We start from the raw sequence: 13,806 nt of genomic DNA on the forward strand, positions 1-13,806 counted from the left end.
TTATCCTTTAAAAACTTTTTCAAGCGATACACCGCGCTGTTTTGCGATGGTGTGCGCACTCCTCATTTGCAGTAAAGCATCGAAAGTTGCCTTTACCACGTTGTGAGGGTTTGATGACCCTTGTGATTTCGACAATACATCGTGGATACCTACCGACTCGAGTACTGAACGAACAGCACCACCGGCGATAACTCCTGTACCGTGCGACGCTGGCATCAGGAAAACGCGGGCACCGCCGAACTTACCTTTTTGCTCATGCGGCACAGATTGGCCAGAGAGTGGAATCTTCACGAGGTTTTTCTTGGCATCTTCAACCGCTTTTGCGATTGCTTCAGAAACGTCCTTAGACTTTCCGAGACCATGACCTACAACACCGTTCTCGTCACCAACGACAACAATGGCTGAAAAGCCGAAAGCACGGCCACCTTTTGTTACTTTGGTTACACGGTTCACTGCCACCAAACGGTCTTTCAATTCGAGTCCGCTCGGCTTTACGATTTCTACATTCTTATAATTGTGGTACATAGTCTTAGAATTTAAGTCCGGCTTCCCTTGCGCCTTCTGCTAATGATTTAACACGTCCGTGGTAGAGATAGCCTCCGCGGTCGAACGATACGGTATCGATGCCGGCTTTCAAAGCTTTCTCGGCAATCAACTTACCTACTGCAGCCGCTACTTCAATGTTGGTGCCTTTTGTATCAACACCTTTTTCCCTTGAAGAGGCAGCAGCCAAGGTTACGCCGTTCACATCGTCGATCAACTGGGCGTAGATCTCTTTGTTACTCCTGAAAACAGAGAGCCTTGGAGATTGGGCCGTACCGTTGACGATTTTCCTGATCCTGTACTGGATCCTTTGTCTTCTTTCCGATTTAGTTAATGACATAATCTTACTTATTAAGCTGATTTACCTGCTTTTCTTCTCAATACTTCGCCTACGAACTTCACACCTTTTCCTTTGTATGGTTCTGGCTTACGGAAACCACGGATTTTCGCAGCTACAGCGCCGAGCAATTGCTTGTCGTGCGAAGTCAGCTTTACGATCGGGTTCTTACCTTTTTCAGAAATCGTCTCCAGTTTCACTTCCGGAGCCACTTCTAAAATAATATTGTGGGAGAAGCCCAAAGCCAAATCCAGTTTTTGTCCCTGGTTTGAAGCCCTGTAACCTACACCTACCAATTCGAGTTCTTTAGTGAAGCCTGTTGAAACACCGGTGATCATGTTTGCGATCAAGGCGCGGTATAGACCGTGCTTTGAACGTTGATCTTTAGCGTCTGAAGAGCGCTCTACTGTTACTTGACCATCTTCCATTTTAACTGTTACATCACTGTAATCTTGTGAAAGTTGGCCCAGTTTACCTTTTACTGTAACCGTATTGTTGGCCACTTCTACAGTGACGCCTGACGGGATTGCGATTGGGTTTTTACCTATTCTTGACATAATCCTATCTTTTATTAGTATACGTAACAGATTACTTCGCCGCCAACGTTGAGCTGCTTCGCCTGCTTGCCTGTCATGAGGCCTTTAGACGTAGAAACGATGGCAATGCCCAATCCGTTAAGGATACGTGGGATTTCGGAAGAACCTGCGTATTTACGCAAACCCGGTTTACTGATTCTTTGTAAGTCTTTGATGACCGGCTCTTTGGTGTCTTTGTCGTACTTGAGCGCGATCTTGATGGAACCTTGCGGTCCGTTTTCTTCGAACTTGTAGCTGAGGATGTAGCCTTGACCGAAGAGGATTTTGGTGATTTCTTTCTTCATGTTTGAAGCCGGAATCTCAACAACCTTGTGGTTTGCAGCCACGGCGTTGCGAATCCTGGTCAAGAAATCCGCGATTGGATCTGTATACATATTTATATAATTGCGGCAACGGTTTTCAGCGGAACCCTTCCACTGAACCTGGAGCCATTAAACACTAATGAAAATCAACAAATAATTGCACGTTCGCGGCAAAAATCCGGCAAATGTACAATTATCTGTTGACATAACCAGCTTACCAGCTGGCTTTTTTTACGCCTGGGATCAAACCCTGGTTGGCCATCTCACGGAAAGTAACACGTGAAATACCAAACTGACGCATATAACCTCTCGGCCTTCCGGTAAGCTTGCAACGGTTGTGCATCCTTACTGGCGAAGCGTTTTTAGGCAACTTTTGCAAACCTTCGTAATCTCCAGCTTCCAACAAAGCTTTCCTTTTCTCGGCATATTTTGCAACCGTCTTGGCACGTTTCACCTCGCGGGCTTTCATTGATTCTTTAGCCATGTCTTAGTTCTTTTTAAAAGGTAAACCTAATTCTCTCAACAGTGATTGTGCTTCTTTGTCGGTTGATGCGGAAGTCACGAAAGTGATGTCCATACCAGAAATCTTGTTCACTTTATCGATGTCGATTTCAGGGAAAATGATTTGCTCCGTTACACCGAGGTTGTAGTTTCCACGCCCATCAAAGCCTGTAGCCTTGATGCCTCCGAAGTCACGAACCCTTGGCAAAGCAGTCGTCACCAAACGGTCGAGGAATTCGTACATACGCTCGCCACGCAAAGTCACTTTAGCACCGATCGGCATGCCTTTCCTCAATTTGAACGACGCAACGTCTTTCTTAGAGATGGTTGACACAGCTTTCTGGCCAGTGATTTTTGTCATTTCTTCAACTGCATAGTCGATGAGCTTCTTGTCTGAAACAGCTGCACCAACACCACGGCTGAGAACGATTTTCTCCAATTTAGGCACCTGCATTACGTTCTTATAACCGAACTCTTCTTTAAGAGCAGACACTACGCGGTCTTTGTACTCTTGCTTAAGTCTTGGAATATATGCCATGATTATTTAGCTTTCTTGGTTTCTTTTTTAGCAGTTTTAGCTGCTGGCTTAGCCGTTCCTTCAACCTTGGCAAGGTTAGAAATGTGGATTGGCGCTTCTTTCTTAACAATGCCGCCTTGTGGGTTCTTTGCGCTCGGCTTTGTATGCCTAGACACCATGTTTACACCTTCTACGATGGCTTTGTTTTTCTCTTTGTAAACGCGTGTTACGGTTCCGGTTGTACCTTTGTGGTCGCCCGCGATGATTTTCACGGTGTCGCCTGATTTGATTTTCAACTTGATCATCTCTCTGATAAATTAAAGCACTTCAGGTGCCAGTGATACAATCTTCATGAACTGCTTCTCGCGAAGTTCACGTGCTACCGGCCCAAATACACGGGTTCCGCGCATCTCACCTTGTGCGTTCAAAAGCACACAGGCGTTGTCATCGAAACGGATGTATGAACCGTCTGCACGGCGCACTTCTTTTTTCGTACGCACTACCACGGCTGTAGATACAGCGCCTTTCTTCACGTTTCCGTTCGGAGTGGCATCTTTGATAGAAACTACAATCTTGTCTCCAACTGAGGCATACCTTCTTTTGGTTCCTCCCAACACGCGGATCGTAAGTACTTCCTTCGCGCCAGTGTTGTCTGCTACTTTAAGTCTTGATTCTTGTTGTACCATGATTACTTAGCTCTTTCAATGATTTCTACTAGTCTCCAGCACTTGGTTTTTGACAATGGACGTGTCTCAGAGATACGTACGGTGTCACCAACGTTGCAGTCGTTTGTCTCGTCATGCGCATGGTATTTTTTCGTTTTCAATACGAATTTACCATACAATGGGTGCTTTACTTTACGGGTTTCAGAAACCACGATTGACTTGTCCATTTTGCTGGAAGTCACCACACCTATTCTTTCTTTTCTTAAATTTCTTTTTTCCATCTGTCAGCAGAATTATTGTTGCGCTCTTTTGGTTAGTTCCGTAGCCAGTCTTGCAACTGTCCTTCTAACTGTCCTGATCTGAAGCGGGTTCTCGATCGGCGAAATAGCATGTGCCATTTTTAAATCGGTCAACGCCTTTTTTGTTTCGGCCAATTTTTCCTGCAATTGTGCGATGGAAAGATCATTCATTTCTTTCTGTTTCATCTGTCTTTAAATTATGCCTCGAAATCTCTGGCGATGACGAACTTGGTTTTCACAGGCAGTTTTTGTGCAGCAAGACGCAAAGCTTCCTTCGCAACGGCCAACGGCACACCACCTACTTCAAACATGATTTTTCCTGGCTTGACAACGGCTGCCCAATATTCAACGGCACCCTTACCTTTACCCATACGAACCTCAAGAGGCTTTTTCGTGATTGGTTTATCCGGGAAAATTTTAATCCAAAGTTGACCTTCCCTTTTCATATAACGGGTCGCAGCGATACGCGCAGCCTCGATTTGACGGGAAGTCAAGAACATTCCAGTTTCGTGTACAGATTTAATTCCGAACATGCCGTTAGAAAGCTCGTGGCCACGTTGAGACACGCCTTTCATCCTACCTTTTTGTACCTTACGGTATTTTGTCCTTTTAGGCTGTAACATTTTTCTTTAGTTTAAAAATTACTTTCTTTTACGGTCACCGCCTGGTTTGCGGTCTTTGTTGAATCCGCCTTTGCGTTCTCCGCGCGGCGCATCGCCACCTTTACCACCACCTTGGCCAGCTTGTTTTTTGTCCATGCCTACCAGTGGGGAAAGGTCTCTTTTTCCGTAAACTTCGCCTTTCATGATCCAAACTTTGATACCCATACGACCGTAAGTTGTATGCGCTTCAGCCAAAGCGTAATCGATGTCGGCCCTGAAAGTTGACAATGGAATACGACCTTCTTTGAAACTCTCTGAACGTGCCATCTCGGCGCCATTCAAACGTCCGGAAATCATGACTTTCACACCTTCTGCGTTCATACGCATTGAAGCGGCGATGGCCATTTTGATTGCCCTTCTGTAAGAAATACGGCTCTCGATTTGACGTGCGATGCTAGACGCAACCAGAAAAGCATCGAGCTCAGGTCTTTTGATTTCAAAGATGTTGATCTGAACTTCCTTGTCGGTAATCTTCTTCAATTCCTCTTTCAGCTTGTCTACCTCCTGGCCGCCTTTTCCGATGATAATTCCCGGACGTGCAGTGGTGATAGTAACGGTTACAAGCTTCAAAGTCCTCTCGATGATTACTTTTGAAACACTCGCTTTCGATAAACGGGCGTGGATGTACTTTCTGATTTTGTGATCCTCAGCGAGTTTGTCACCGTAATCATTTCCACCATACCAGTTTGAATCCCAGCCGCGGATGATTCCGAGGCGATTTCCAATTGGATTTGTCTTCTGTCCCATGTTTATGAATTTGCTTGAGTGTTATCTGTTTGTCCCAACACGATGGTTACGTGGTTAGAACGTTTTCTAATTCTGTGTGCCCTCCCTTGTGGTGCAGGACGAAGCCTTTTTAGCATCATACCGCCGTCCACACGGATTTCCTTTACGAATAAGCCTGCGTCAGCAACGCTGCCTTCTGCATTTTTCTGCTCCCAGTTGTTGATGGCAGACAAAAGCAATTTCTCCAGGTTACGTGAAGCTTCTTTGGTGCTGAAACGCAAAATGTTCAGCGCCTTTTCCACTTTCTGACCTCTTACCAGATCTGCAACAAGGCGCATCTTCCTAGGTGAAGTAGGACAGTTGTTCAGTTTCGCGAAAGCGATCTGCTTGTTGGCTTCCTTAATGGCGTTTGCCATTTCTCTCTTACGAACTCCCATCTTTCTTATTTTTTACCTTTGTTTTTAGCACCTGCGTGACCACGGAATGATCGAGTCGGTGAAAATTCTCCTAATTTATGTCCTACCATGTTCTCGGTAACATACACAGGAACGAACTGGCGTCCGTTGTGTACGGCGATGGTTTGACCCACGAAATCCGGGGTAATCATCGATGCACGAGACCAGGTCTTGATGACCGATTTGTTGGCGTTTTCCAACACCTTCTTCTCTAACTTATAGTGAACAAAAGGTCCTTTCTTTAATGAACGTGCCATATCTTATTATTTCTTTCTGCGTTCTACAATATACTTATTACTTGGGTTTGCCAAGGCACGTGTACGGTAACCTTTAGCTGGCAAGCCTTTTCTTGAACGCGGATGTCCACCTGACGAACGTCCTTCACCACCACCCATCGGGTGATCGACTGGGTTCATCGCAACGGCTCTCGTTCTTGGCCTTCTGCCCAACCAACGTGAACGGCCTGCTTTACCAGACACGACCAATTGGTGATCAGAGTTAGATACCGCACCAATGGTAGCCGAGCAAGTAAGCAAGATCAAACGTGTCTCACCTGAAGGCATTTTAATGGTCGCGTATTTTCCATCCCTTGCCATCAACTGTGCAAACGTACCAGCCGAACGTGCAATTACAGCACCTTGCCCCGGACGGAGCTCGATGCAAGAAATTACAGTACCGAGTGGAATTTTGCTCAATGGCATGGTGTTGCCGATTTCCGGTTGCGCGTCTGGACCTGAAACGAGTTTCTGTCCTACTTTCAATCCGTTTTGGGCAATGATGTACGTTTTTGCACCGTCCGCGTAGGCCAGCAATGCGATGAAAGCTGTACGGTTCGGATCGTATTCGATAGACTTCACAGTAGCAGGGATGCCATCTTTAGTCCTTTTGAAATCGATGATACGGTAACGTTGTTTGTGACCACCGCCTGTATAACGCATGGTCATTTTTCCTTGACTATTTCTACCGCCTGAGTTTTTTTTCGGTGCTAACAATGAGCGCTCCGGCTTATCGGTCGTGATAGTGTCAAAGCTATTCACAACCCTAAAACGCTGACCCGGGGTAATAGGTTTTAATTTTCTGACTGACATTTTCCTGTCTTAATTATTGAACGTTATTGTAAAAATCAATCGTCTCGCCTTCCTTCACTTGAACAATCGCTTTTTTGATAGCGTTGGTCTTGCCATGGATCAGGCCGCTCTTAGTGTACTTTGTTGAGCGGTCAGGCCTTACGTTCATCGTGTTCACGCCTACTACAGAAACGCCATAAGCTGCCTCAACGGCATTCTTGATCTGGATCTTGTTGGCTTTTTTGTTCACGACGAAACCAAAGCGGTTAGAAAGCTCTCCTTCTTTGGTCACTTTTTCAGTGATAATCGGTTTAATAATGATACTCATCGCTTTCTTATTTGCTTAAAGATTCTTGGATTCCTTCCAAAGCGCCTTCTGAAATCACTAAATTATTAGCGTTCAAAATTGCGTAAGTATTTAATTCTGAGCTACTTACGGCGTTAGAAGCCTTCAAATTGCGCGAGGACAAATATACATTTTTATTTGACTCACCCAACACGAACAATGATTTTTTGGTGTCTATCCCCAAAGCTTTCAGCACGTTAATGAATTTTTTCGTGCTTGGTGTTTCAAATCCGAAGTCTTCAACAACGACCAAATTCGATTCTTTTGCTTTTTGAGACAAAGCTGATTTACGGGCCAAACGCTTCAAAGACTTGTTGAGTTTGAAGGAGTAGCTGCGTGGCCTTGGGCCGAAGATTGTACCACCGCCTTTGAAAACCGGCGACTTCACAGAACCTGCACGCGCTGTACCTGTTCCTTTTTGCTTCTTGATCTTACGGGTTGATCCAGTTACTTCGGCACGCTCTTTTGCTTTGTGCGTACCTTGACGCTGGTTGGCCAGGTATTGTTTTACATCGAGGTAAACCGCATGGTTGTTTGGCTCGATACCGAAAACTGAATCATTCAGCTCCACTGAACGACCGGTTTCTTTTCCGTTGATGTCTAAAACTTTTACTTTCATTACTTCTGAACGATTACGTAAGCGTTTTTGTGACCAGGAACACATCCTTTCACCAACAACAGATTCTTGTCGGCTACCACTTTCAACACTTTAAGGTTTTGAACTTTTACATTGGCTCCACCCATACGTCCTGCCATGCGCATTCCTTTGAATACACGTGAAGGATAAGATGACGCACCTACTGAACCCGGCGCGCGCAAACGGTTATGCTGACCGTGTGTTGACTGGCCAACACCGCCGAAGCCGTGACGCTTTACAACACCTTGGAAGCCTTTTCCTTTTGACACACCTTGCACATCCACAAATTCGCCTTCTGTAAAGACATCAACCGTCAATACATCACCTAATTTGTACTCGTTTTCAAACTGGAGCTCGACGACTTTTTTCTTGGCAACAGTACCTGCTTTTTTAAAGTGACCAGCGGCCGCTTTGGTAGTGTGCTTTTCATTTTTGTCATCGAAACCAAGTTGCAACGCTTCATACCCGTCGACCTCATTGGTTCTGACTTGGGTAACGACACACGGACCTGCTTCAATTACGGTACAAGGAATGTTCTTTCCGTTCTCGTCAAAGATGCTGGTCATGCCGATTTTTCTTCCGATTAACCCAGACATAGAAATTAATAATTAATAATTAATAATGAATAATTGGCTTATGCCAACTACGTTTTGATTCGGTTGTTTAAGACAAAAGGAAAGTACCGAAACCGAAATTCCGGTACTTATGCTCCTAAAAGTCTACTTATACTTTGATTTCTACTTCAACACCACTTGGCAACTCCAATTTCATGAGTGCGTCGATGGTTTTTGAAGAAGATGAGTAGATGTCGATCAGCCTTTTGTAAGACATCACTTCGAACTGCTCACGAGATTTTTTGTTGACGTGCGGAGAACGCAGTACTGTAAAAATCTTCTTGTGCGTTGGCAACGGAATAGGACCAGTTACCACAGCGCCCGTACTCTTTACGGTTTTTACGATCTTCTCTGACGACTTGTCCACCAGCATGTGATCGTAAGATTTCAGTTTTATTCTGATTTTCTGACTCATTTTCTTAATAATTAAGCGTTACCTTTTGCTTTTTTGATTACCTCGTCTGAAATGTTAGACGGCGTCTGCTCGTAGTGAGAGAACTCCATGGTTGATGTGGCACGGCCTGAAGACAACGTCCTCAAAGTCGTTACATAACCGAACATTTCTGAAAGTGGCACGTGCGCCTTGATGGTTTTTGCACCGGCACGGTCGCCCATGTCATTCACTTGTCCGCGACGACGGTTCAAGTCACCTACGATATCACCCATGTTTTCTTCTGGAGTGATTACTTCAATCTTCATGATTGGCTCAAGGATTACCGCTCCGGCAGCTTTCGCTACTTCTTTGTAACCCATTTTAGCAGCCAATTCGAAAGACAGTGCATCGGAATCCACCGGGTGGTAAGATCCGTCAAGCAAGGTTACTTTCAAGCTGTCTACGGTATAACCAGCCAAAGGACCAGATTTCATAGCTTCCCTGAAACCTTTTTCAACAGCCGGGATAAATTCCTTAGGAACGTTACCGCCTTTTACTTCGTTGACGAACTGCAATCCTACAGGAACTTTGCCGTCTACTTCGTCGGCAGGCTCCAAACGGAATACGATGTCACCAAATTTACCGCGACCACCAGATTGTTTCTTGTAAACTTCCCGGTGTTGTGCAGACTTGGTAAAGGCTTCTTTGTATTCTACTTGAGGCTCGCCTTGGTTTACTTCCACTTTGAACTCACGCTTCATACGATCTACCAAGATGTCCAAGTGAAGCTCGCCCATACCAGAGATGATCGTTTGTCCTGAAGCTTCGTCGGTACGTACGGTAAATGTTGGATCTTCTTCGGCCAATTTTGCCAAAGCCATACCCATTTTGTCTACGTCAGCCTTTGTTTTAGGCTCGATAGCGATACCGATTACCGGATCAGGGAACTTCATCGATTCAAGGATGATCGGATGTTTCTCGTCGCACATGGTGTCGCCGGTTTTGATATCCTTGAAACCTACTGCTGCACCAATGTCACCTGCTTCGATGTAATCGATTGGGTTTTGCTTGTTGGCGTGCATCTGGTAAATACGAGAGATACGCTCCTTGTTTCCTGAACGCGTGTTCAAGATGTAAGAACCTGCATCCAAACGACCAGAGTACGCACGGAAGAACGCCAAACGACCAACATAAGGGTCAGTAGCAATCTTAAATGCCAAAGCCGCGAAAGGCTCTTTTACGTCTGGACGACGCAAGATCTTTGTTTGCTCATCTTCTGGCAAATCAGCATCATCAGGATCGATACCTGTGATACCTTCTTTATCCAGTGGCGATGGCAAATATTTACAAACTGCGTCAAGCATGAACTGAACGCCTTTGTTTTTGAATGATGAACCGGCAATCATCGGGATGATGGCCATGTCGATAGTCGCTGCGCGAAGTGCCGTGTTGATTTCTTCCTCGGTGATCGAGTTTTCATCTTCCATGTACTTGTCGAGCAGGTTTTCGTCGTAATCGGCAACGGCTTCAATCAAGATGGAGCGGTATTGCTTTACTTCGTCAATCATATCGGCTGGGATGTCAACAATGTCGAAAGTAGCACCTTGTGTTTCGTCATGCCATACGATGGCTTGGTTTTTCACAAGGTCAACAACACCTTTAAAATCTGCCTCATCGCCGATTGGCAACGTGATGGCTACAGCGTTTGATTTCAACATATCGCGCACCTGTTGGCACACACCCAAAAAGTTTGAACCTTGACGGTCCATTTTGTTCACGAAGCCCATACGTGGCACGCGGTACTGGTCAGCAAGCCTCCAGTTGGTTTCTGATTGCGGCTCAACACCGTCAACGGCAGAAAACAAGAACACCAACCCGTCGAGTACACGCAATGAACGGTTTACCTCTACGGTAAAGTCAACGTGTCCCGGGGTATCGATGATGTTAAAGTGGTACGCTTGTGATTCTGGCGTCACTTTGCCTTGGTTGGTCGGGAAATTCCACTCGCAAGTTGTTGCAGCCGAAGTAATGGTGATACCACGCTCCTGCTCCTGCGCCATCCAGTCCATCGTTGCAGCACCATCGTGCACCTCACCGATTTTGTGTGACTTTCCAGTATAGAAAAGAATACGCTCTGTCGTCGTCGTCTTACCGGCGTCGATGTGAGCAGCAATTCCAATATTCCTAGTGTATTTTAAATCTCTTGCCATTGCTGATTAGAATCTAAAGTGAGAGAATGCTTTATTTGCTTCCGCCATTTTGTGCGTGTCCATACGCTTTTTCACTGCAGCACCTTCTTCACGGGCCGCAGCCAGTACTTCAGAAGCGAGTTTTTGCGCCATTGACTTTTCGTTTCTGCGACGTGCGTAAAGGATCAACCATTTCATCGCAACAGAAATTTTACGGTCTGGACGGATTTGCATCGGGATTTGGAAGGTAGCACCACCTACGCGACGCGAACGCACTTCTACGTGCGGCATAACGTTGGTCAAAGCATCTTTCCAAATTTCCAAAGCCGATTTCTCGTCGTTGTTTTTCTTGGCTTCTACGATGTCAATCGCATCATAGAACACTTTGAAAGCAGTTGATTTTTTGCCGTCCCACATCAGGTTGTTTACAAAACGTGTTACGAGCTGGTCATTGAACCGCGGATCCGGTAAAAGCGGTCTTTTCTTGGCCTGTCTTTTTCTCATGTCTTTTCTTGTTTGTCAAATGTCGAATGTCGAATGTCGAACGATACCGTAATTTGGGTTTTTCGTTTGACGTTTGACGTTTGACGTTCGACGGTTAAAAATTACTTTTTAGCTTCTTTAGGGCGTTTTGCTCCGTACTTCGAACGACGTTGTGTACGGCCCGCAACACCTGATGTGTCGAGCGCGCCGCGTACAATGTGGTAACGAACACCTGGCAAGTCTTTAACCCTTCCACCCCTCACTAATACTATCGAGTGCTCTTGGAGATTGTGTCCTTCACCTGGGATGTAAGCGTTCACTTCATTGCCATTTGTCAGACGAACCCTTGCTACTTTACGCATAGCAGAATTCGGCTTCTTAGGCGTAGTCGTGTAAACACGCGTACACACACCCCTACGTTGAGGGCAAGAATCCAAAGCAACCGATTTACTCTTCTTAGTGATCTGAGTCCTTCCGGTCCTTACTAATTGTTGAATTGTTGGCATAATTAAATACTAAAATTTATTTACGTTATTATATCCCGCTTTTTACGGGGTTGCAAATGTAGCGTATATTTTTATTTATTCCAATACCTGACTGATTAAATTTTCCACGCCTTAATTTATTGATTGACCGATTGTTCGATTCGCAGAAAAAGTACCGCTTCAATGGCTACCCAACGGGCAAAAAATTTAGTTTTCAACCGATATTTTTATCGCCAACCCGTTGAATCATCCCCACCGAACAGCCACCTGGAATAATCCACAAAAAATTGCGTTACTTTACGAAGTAGTTCCATCGTCTTGAAAAAAATCGCCTTTTTATTGTTGTTGCTGGTGTCCGCGGGCGCGTCGGGGCAACGGTTCTATCTTGAGGTGACATCGGCATCCGCGAGAGAAAAGAAAGCCGTCGATTCTATCGGATATGTCAAAATCCATCCGTCGCCCAAGGCAGCGCAAGACCAAGCAAAAGCCTTTTTGGAACATACCCGCAAACTCGGCTGGCTGGAAAGTGAAATCGTCGAAAATAAAAAAACCAACGACAGTACGTTCCATTACGTTTTCACGCTCGGCCAGCGCGTAGAGGTCATACATATATATATAGGTATAAATCCGGAGGCGAAATCACTCGCATTCCCGAATGAAAAAAAAGACACCCTGACCTTGCCGTTCCCTGAAACCGAGGCTTTCCTAAATAGCGCATTGAACCGCCTGGAAAACTACGGTTACTCACTCTCAAAAGTAAAACTCATTGACTTGAACCGACGCGGCAGCGCGATGGCGGCAACGCTTCTCATCGAACCCGGTCAGGCGCGCCAGATAAACGACATTGTCATCAACGGCTACGACAAGTTTCCCGAAGGCCACAAACGGCAGGTGCGGCGGATGTACCGCAACAAAGTATTCAACAAGGAAACGCTGGCGAAAATCCATGCTGATTTCGAGAAATTCCGTTTTGTATCGCAAAGCAAGTATCCGGAAATACTGTTCACGAAAGACACCACGAAAATATTTGTCTATTTGGAGAAAGCCAAGGCCAATAAATTCGACGGCTTCATCGGCTTTTCGAATGACGAAAGCGACGACGGTTCCAGCAAGATCAGGTTCAATGGCTATTTGGACTTACTTTTGGCGAACATCCTGAATTCGGGCGAGCAATTCTCTTTGTATTGGAAAAGCGACGGCAAACAACAGACAACGTTCAACGCAGGTATTGAACTGCCGTATGTTTTCCGAAGCCCAATCGGGTTAAAGGCAAGCCTGAACATCTTCAAGCAGGACAGCACGTTCCAGAACACCAAGACAGCAATCGCCCTAGGGTATTTTTTCAACTACAATACACGTCTGTATTTGGGATACGAATCGACGCAATCGAGCGATATCCAAAACCAGAACACCACTGCCATCAGCGATTTTGACAACCAATTCTTTACTTCTGCGCTGGAATTCACGCGATTCAAACCCGAGGATTTTCTTTTCCCGGAGAAAACGACCGTCTTGGCGCGGGCCGGCGTCGGGCAACGCGATTCAAAATTACTTTCTGACACGCAATGGCTCGCCGAGGTCAATCTCAGCCACAACATCTATCTGGACGATAAAAACATCATCAACTTGAGAAGCCGGAATTTCTATCTGAAAAGTGACAGCTATCTCGTGAGCGAACTGCATCGCTTTGGCGGGATCAATTCGGTTCGCGGATTCAATGAAAATAGCCTCCAAGCCAACCTGTTCACGTCGCTTTTAACCGAATACCGGTATGTTTTTGCGCCCGGACTTTACATGCACACAATCGTAGACTATGGCTACTTTCGAGACGAGACGATTTTGGACAGCGGCAACCAGGACAACACGTTGCTCGGACTCGGATTTGGATTCGGATTGCTCACCAAAAATGGCCTTTTCAACCTTGTCTATGCCAACGGTTCCACAGGCGACCAAACCGTAAAACTTTCAAATTCAATCGTTCACATTAGTTTTAAAGCAACGTTCTAATT

23 protein-coding genes are annotated in these 13,806 nt (G+C 45.6%); 1 reads left to right on the plus strand and 22 read right to left on the minus strand.

Annotation, left to right across the window (positions count from 1 at the left end; all coding sequences use genetic code 11):
- From rpsE to rpsL, 22 genes are all read right to left on the minus strand, one after another.
- Positions 1 to 525, minus strand: coding sequence for a 30S ribosomal protein S5 (gene rpsE, locus ACM9J1_RS07535; protein ID WP_415581420.1), 525 nt, complete (start codon positions 523 to 525; stop codon positions 1 to 3).
- 4 nt (positions 526 to 529) lie between these two features.
- The gene (rplR, locus tag ACM9J1_RS07540; protein ID WP_415581421.1) at positions 530 to 883 is read right to left on the minus strand and encodes a 50S ribosomal protein L18; all 354 of its coding nucleotides are present in this window, start codon (positions 881 to 883) and stop codon (positions 530 to 532) included.
- 11 nt (positions 884 to 894) lie between these two features.
- Positions 895 to 1,437: a 50S ribosomal protein L6 gene (gene rplF, locus ACM9J1_RS07545; protein WP_415581422.1), complete on the minus strand. Its 543-nt coding sequence runs from the start codon at positions 1,435 to 1,437 to the stop codon at positions 895 to 897.
- Between the two features lie 14 nt (positions 1,438 to 1,451).
- The gene (gene rpsH / locus ACM9J1_RS07550; protein WP_415581423.1) at positions 1,452 to 1,850 is read right to left on the minus strand and encodes a 30S ribosomal protein S8; all 399 of its coding nucleotides are present in this window, start codon (positions 1,848 to 1,850) and stop codon (positions 1,452 to 1,454) included.
- A gap of 142 nt (positions 1,851 to 1,992) precedes the next feature.
- The gene (gene rpsN / locus ACM9J1_RS07555; RefSeq protein ID WP_169523144.1) at positions 1,993 to 2,262 is read right to left on the minus strand and encodes a 30S ribosomal protein S14; all 270 of its coding nucleotides are present in this window, start codon (positions 2,260 to 2,262) and stop codon (positions 1,993 to 1,995) included.
- A gap of 3 nt (positions 2,263 to 2,265) precedes the next feature.
- Complete coding sequence (gene rplE, locus ACM9J1_RS07560; RefSeq protein WP_415581424.1) at positions 2,266 to 2,817, minus strand: 50S ribosomal protein L5; 552 nt, start codon at positions 2,815 to 2,817, stop codon at positions 2,266 to 2,268.
- Positions 2,818 to 2,819: 2 nt separating this feature from the next.
- The gene (rplX, locus tag ACM9J1_RS07565) at positions 2,820 to 3,101 is read right to left on the minus strand and encodes a 50S ribosomal protein L24 (RefSeq protein ID WP_415581425.1); all 282 of its coding nucleotides are present in this window, start codon (positions 3,099 to 3,101) and stop codon (positions 2,820 to 2,822) included.
- 12 nt (positions 3,102 to 3,113) lie between these two features.
- Entirely contained in the window at positions 3,114 to 3,482 is a 369-nt protein-coding gene (gene rplN / locus ACM9J1_RS07570) for a 50S ribosomal protein L14 (protein WP_108369288.1), read from the minus strand.
- Positions 3,483 to 3,484: 2 nt separating this feature from the next.
- Positions 3,485 to 3,742 (minus strand): 30S ribosomal protein S17, encoded by a 258-nt coding sequence (gene rpsQ, locus ACM9J1_RS07575; protein WP_415581426.1) that lies wholly within the window; start codon positions 3,740 to 3,742, stop codon positions 3,485 to 3,487.
- Between the two features lie 12 nt (positions 3,743 to 3,754).
- A complete protein-coding gene (gene rpmC, locus ACM9J1_RS07580) occupies positions 3,755 to 3,946 on the minus strand; it encodes a 50S ribosomal protein L29 (RefSeq protein WP_415581427.1) in 192 nt (63 codons plus the stop codon).
- Between the two features lie 11 nt (positions 3,947 to 3,957).
- Complete coding sequence (gene rplP, locus ACM9J1_RS07585; RefSeq protein ID WP_415581428.1) at positions 3,958 to 4,383, minus strand: 50S ribosomal protein L16; 426 nt, start codon at positions 4,381 to 4,383, stop codon at positions 3,958 to 3,960.
- Positions 4,384 to 4,401: 18 nt separating this feature from the next.
- Entirely contained in the window at positions 4,402 to 5,169 is a 768-nt protein-coding gene (gene rpsC / locus ACM9J1_RS07590; RefSeq protein ID WP_415581429.1) for a 30S ribosomal protein S3, read from the minus strand.
- Positions 5,170 to 5,171: 2 nt separating this feature from the next.
- A complete protein-coding gene (gene rplV / locus ACM9J1_RS07595; RefSeq protein WP_415581430.1) occupies positions 5,172 to 5,585 on the minus strand; it encodes a 50S ribosomal protein L22 in 414 nt (137 codons plus the stop codon).
- A gap of 5 nt (positions 5,586 to 5,590) precedes the next feature.
- The gene (gene rpsS / locus ACM9J1_RS07600; protein ID WP_415581431.1) at positions 5,591 to 5,860 is read right to left on the minus strand and encodes a 30S ribosomal protein S19; all 270 of its coding nucleotides are present in this window, start codon (positions 5,858 to 5,860) and stop codon (positions 5,591 to 5,593) included.
- A 6-nt stretch (positions 5,861 to 5,866) separates the two neighbouring features.
- Positions 5,867 to 6,691: a 50S ribosomal protein L2 gene (gene rplB, locus ACM9J1_RS07605; RefSeq protein WP_415581432.1), complete on the minus strand. Its 825-nt coding sequence runs from the start codon at positions 6,689 to 6,691 to the stop codon at positions 5,867 to 5,869.
- 13 nt (positions 6,692 to 6,704) lie between these two features.
- Positions 6,705 to 6,998, minus strand: coding sequence for a 50S ribosomal protein L23 (gene rplW, locus ACM9J1_RS07610; protein ID WP_415581433.1), 294 nt, complete (start codon positions 6,996 to 6,998; stop codon positions 6,705 to 6,707).
- A 7-nt stretch (positions 6,999 to 7,005) separates the two neighbouring features.
- Positions 7,006 to 7,635, minus strand: coding sequence for a 50S ribosomal protein L4 (gene rplD / locus ACM9J1_RS07615; protein WP_415581434.1), 630 nt, complete (start codon positions 7,633 to 7,635; stop codon positions 7,006 to 7,008).
- Complete coding sequence (gene rplC / locus ACM9J1_RS07620; RefSeq protein WP_415581435.1) at positions 7,635 to 8,249, minus strand: 50S ribosomal protein L3; 615 nt, start codon at positions 8,247 to 8,249, stop codon at positions 7,635 to 7,637. The genes rplD and rplC overlap by 1 nt, the downstream gene beginning before the upstream one ends.
- A gap of 127 nt (positions 8,250 to 8,376) precedes the next feature.
- A complete protein-coding gene (rpsJ, locus tag ACM9J1_RS07625; RefSeq protein WP_415581436.1) occupies positions 8,377 to 8,682 on the minus strand; it encodes a 30S ribosomal protein S10 in 306 nt (101 codons plus the stop codon).
- Between the two features lie 11 nt (positions 8,683 to 8,693).
- Positions 8,694 to 10,850, minus strand: coding sequence for an elongation factor G (fusA, locus tag ACM9J1_RS07630; RefSeq protein WP_415581437.1), 2,157 nt, complete (start codon positions 10,848 to 10,850; stop codon positions 8,694 to 8,696).
- 6 nt (positions 10,851 to 10,856) lie between these two features.
- The gene (gene rpsG / locus ACM9J1_RS07635) at positions 10,857 to 11,333 is read right to left on the minus strand and encodes a 30S ribosomal protein S7 (RefSeq protein ID WP_415581438.1); all 477 of its coding nucleotides are present in this window, start codon (positions 11,331 to 11,333) and stop codon (positions 10,857 to 10,859) included.
- A gap of 101 nt (positions 11,334 to 11,434) precedes the next feature.
- Positions 11,435 to 11,818, minus strand: a complete 384-nt coding sequence (gene rpsL, locus ACM9J1_RS07640; protein WP_007136570.1) for a 30S ribosomal protein S12 — start codon at positions 11,816 to 11,818, stop codon at positions 11,435 to 11,437.
- A gap of 297 nt (positions 11,819 to 12,115) precedes the next feature.
- Here rpsL and ACM9J1_RS07645 point away from each other — a divergent pair, with 297 nt between their 5' ends.
- Positions 12,116 to 13,804 (plus strand): BamA/TamA family outer membrane protein, encoded by a 1,689-nt coding sequence (locus tag ACM9J1_RS07645; protein ID WP_415581439.1) that lies wholly within the window; start codon positions 12,116 to 12,118, stop codon positions 13,802 to 13,804.
- Positions 13,805 to 13,806: the final 2 nt, after the last annotated feature.

The sequence above is a fragment of the Flavobacterium longum genome (genome assembly GCF_965137575.1).
Taxonomy (GTDB): Bacteria; Bacteroidota; Bacteroidia; order Flavobacteriales; family Flavobacteriaceae; genus Flavobacterium; species Flavobacterium longum.

What these genes read in the sequence shown, in the direction of transcription:
- rplW (WP_415581433.1), bottom strand. Translation starts at nt 6,998, where the DNA reads ATGAGTATCATTATTAAACCGATTATCACTGAAAAAGTGACCAAAGAA.
- rplR (WP_415581421.1), bottom strand. Translation starts at nt 883, where the DNA reads ATGTCATTAACTAAATCGGAAAGAAGACAAAGGATCCAGTACAGGATC.
- rplB (WP_415581432.1), bottom strand. Translation starts at nt 6,691, where the DNA reads ATGTCAGTCAGAAAATTAAAACCTATTACCCCGGGTCAGCGTTTTAGG.
- rpsN (WP_169523144.1), bottom strand. Translation starts at nt 2,262, where the DNA reads ATGGCTAAAGAATCAATGAAAGCCCGCGAGGTGAAACGTGCCAAGACG.
- fusA (WP_415581437.1), bottom strand. Translation starts at nt 10,850, where the DNA reads ATGGCAAGAGATTTAAAATACACTAGGAATATTGGAATTGCTGCTCAC.
- rplN (WP_108369288.1), bottom strand. Translation starts at nt 3,482, where the DNA reads ATGGTACAACAAGAATCAAGACTTAAAGTAGCAGACAACACTGGCGCG.
- rplE (WP_415581424.1), bottom strand. Translation starts at nt 2,817, where the DNA reads ATGGCATATATTCCAAGACTTAAGCAAGAGTACAAAGACCGCGTAGTG.
- rplP (WP_415581428.1), bottom strand. Translation starts at nt 4,383, where the DNA reads ATGTTACAGCCTAAAAGGACAAAATACCGTAAGGTACAAAAAGGTAGG.
- rpsS (WP_415581431.1), bottom strand. Translation starts at nt 5,860, where the DNA reads ATGGCACGTTCATTAAAGAAAGGACCTTTTGTTCACTATAAGTTAGAG.
- rpmC (WP_415581427.1), bottom strand. Translation starts at nt 3,946, where the DNA reads ATGAAACAGAAAGAAATGAATGATCTTTCCATCGCACAATTGCAGGAA.
- rplX (WP_415581425.1), bottom strand. Translation starts at nt 3,101, where the DNA reads ATGATCAAGTTGAAAATCAAATCAGGCGACACCGTGAAAATCATCGCG.
- rpsE (WP_415581420.1), bottom strand. Translation starts at nt 525, where the DNA reads ATGTACCACAATTATAAGAATGTAGAAATCGTAAAGCCGAGCGGACTC.
- rpsQ (WP_415581426.1), bottom strand. Translation starts at nt 3,742, where the DNA reads ATGGAAAAAAGAAATTTAAGAAAAGAAAGAATAGGTGTGGTGACTTCC.
- rplC (WP_415581435.1), bottom strand. Translation starts at nt 8,249, where the DNA reads ATGTCTGGGTTAATCGGAAGAAAAATCGGCATGACCAGCATCTTTGAC.
- rpsJ (WP_415581436.1), bottom strand. Translation starts at nt 8,682, where the DNA reads ATGAGTCAGAAAATCAGAATAAAACTGAAATCTTACGATCACATGCTG.
- rplV (WP_415581430.1), bottom strand. Translation starts at nt 5,585, where the DNA reads ATGGGAGTTCGTAAGAGAGAAATGGCAAACGCCATTAAGGAAGCCAAC.
- rpsH (WP_415581423.1), bottom strand. Translation starts at nt 1,850, where the DNA reads ATGTATACAGATCCAATCGCGGATTTCTTGACCAGGATTCGCAACGCC.
- rplF (WP_415581422.1), bottom strand. Translation starts at nt 1,437, where the DNA reads ATGTCAAGAATAGGTAAAAACCCAATCGCAATCCCGTCAGGCGTCACT.
- rpsG (WP_415581438.1), bottom strand. Translation starts at nt 11,333, where the DNA reads ATGAGAAAAAGACAGGCCAAGAAAAGACCGCTTTTACCGGATCCGCGG.
- rpsL (WP_007136570.1), bottom strand. Translation starts at nt 11,818, where the DNA reads ATGCCAACAATTCAACAATTAGTAAGGACCGGAAGGACTCAGATCACT.
- rpsC (WP_415581429.1), bottom strand. Translation starts at nt 5,169, where the DNA reads ATGGGACAGAAGACAAATCCAATTGGAAATCGCCTCGGAATCATCCGC.
- rplD (WP_415581434.1), bottom strand. Translation starts at nt 7,635, where the DNA reads ATGAAAGTAAAAGTTTTAGACATCAACGGAAAAGAAACCGGTCGTTCA.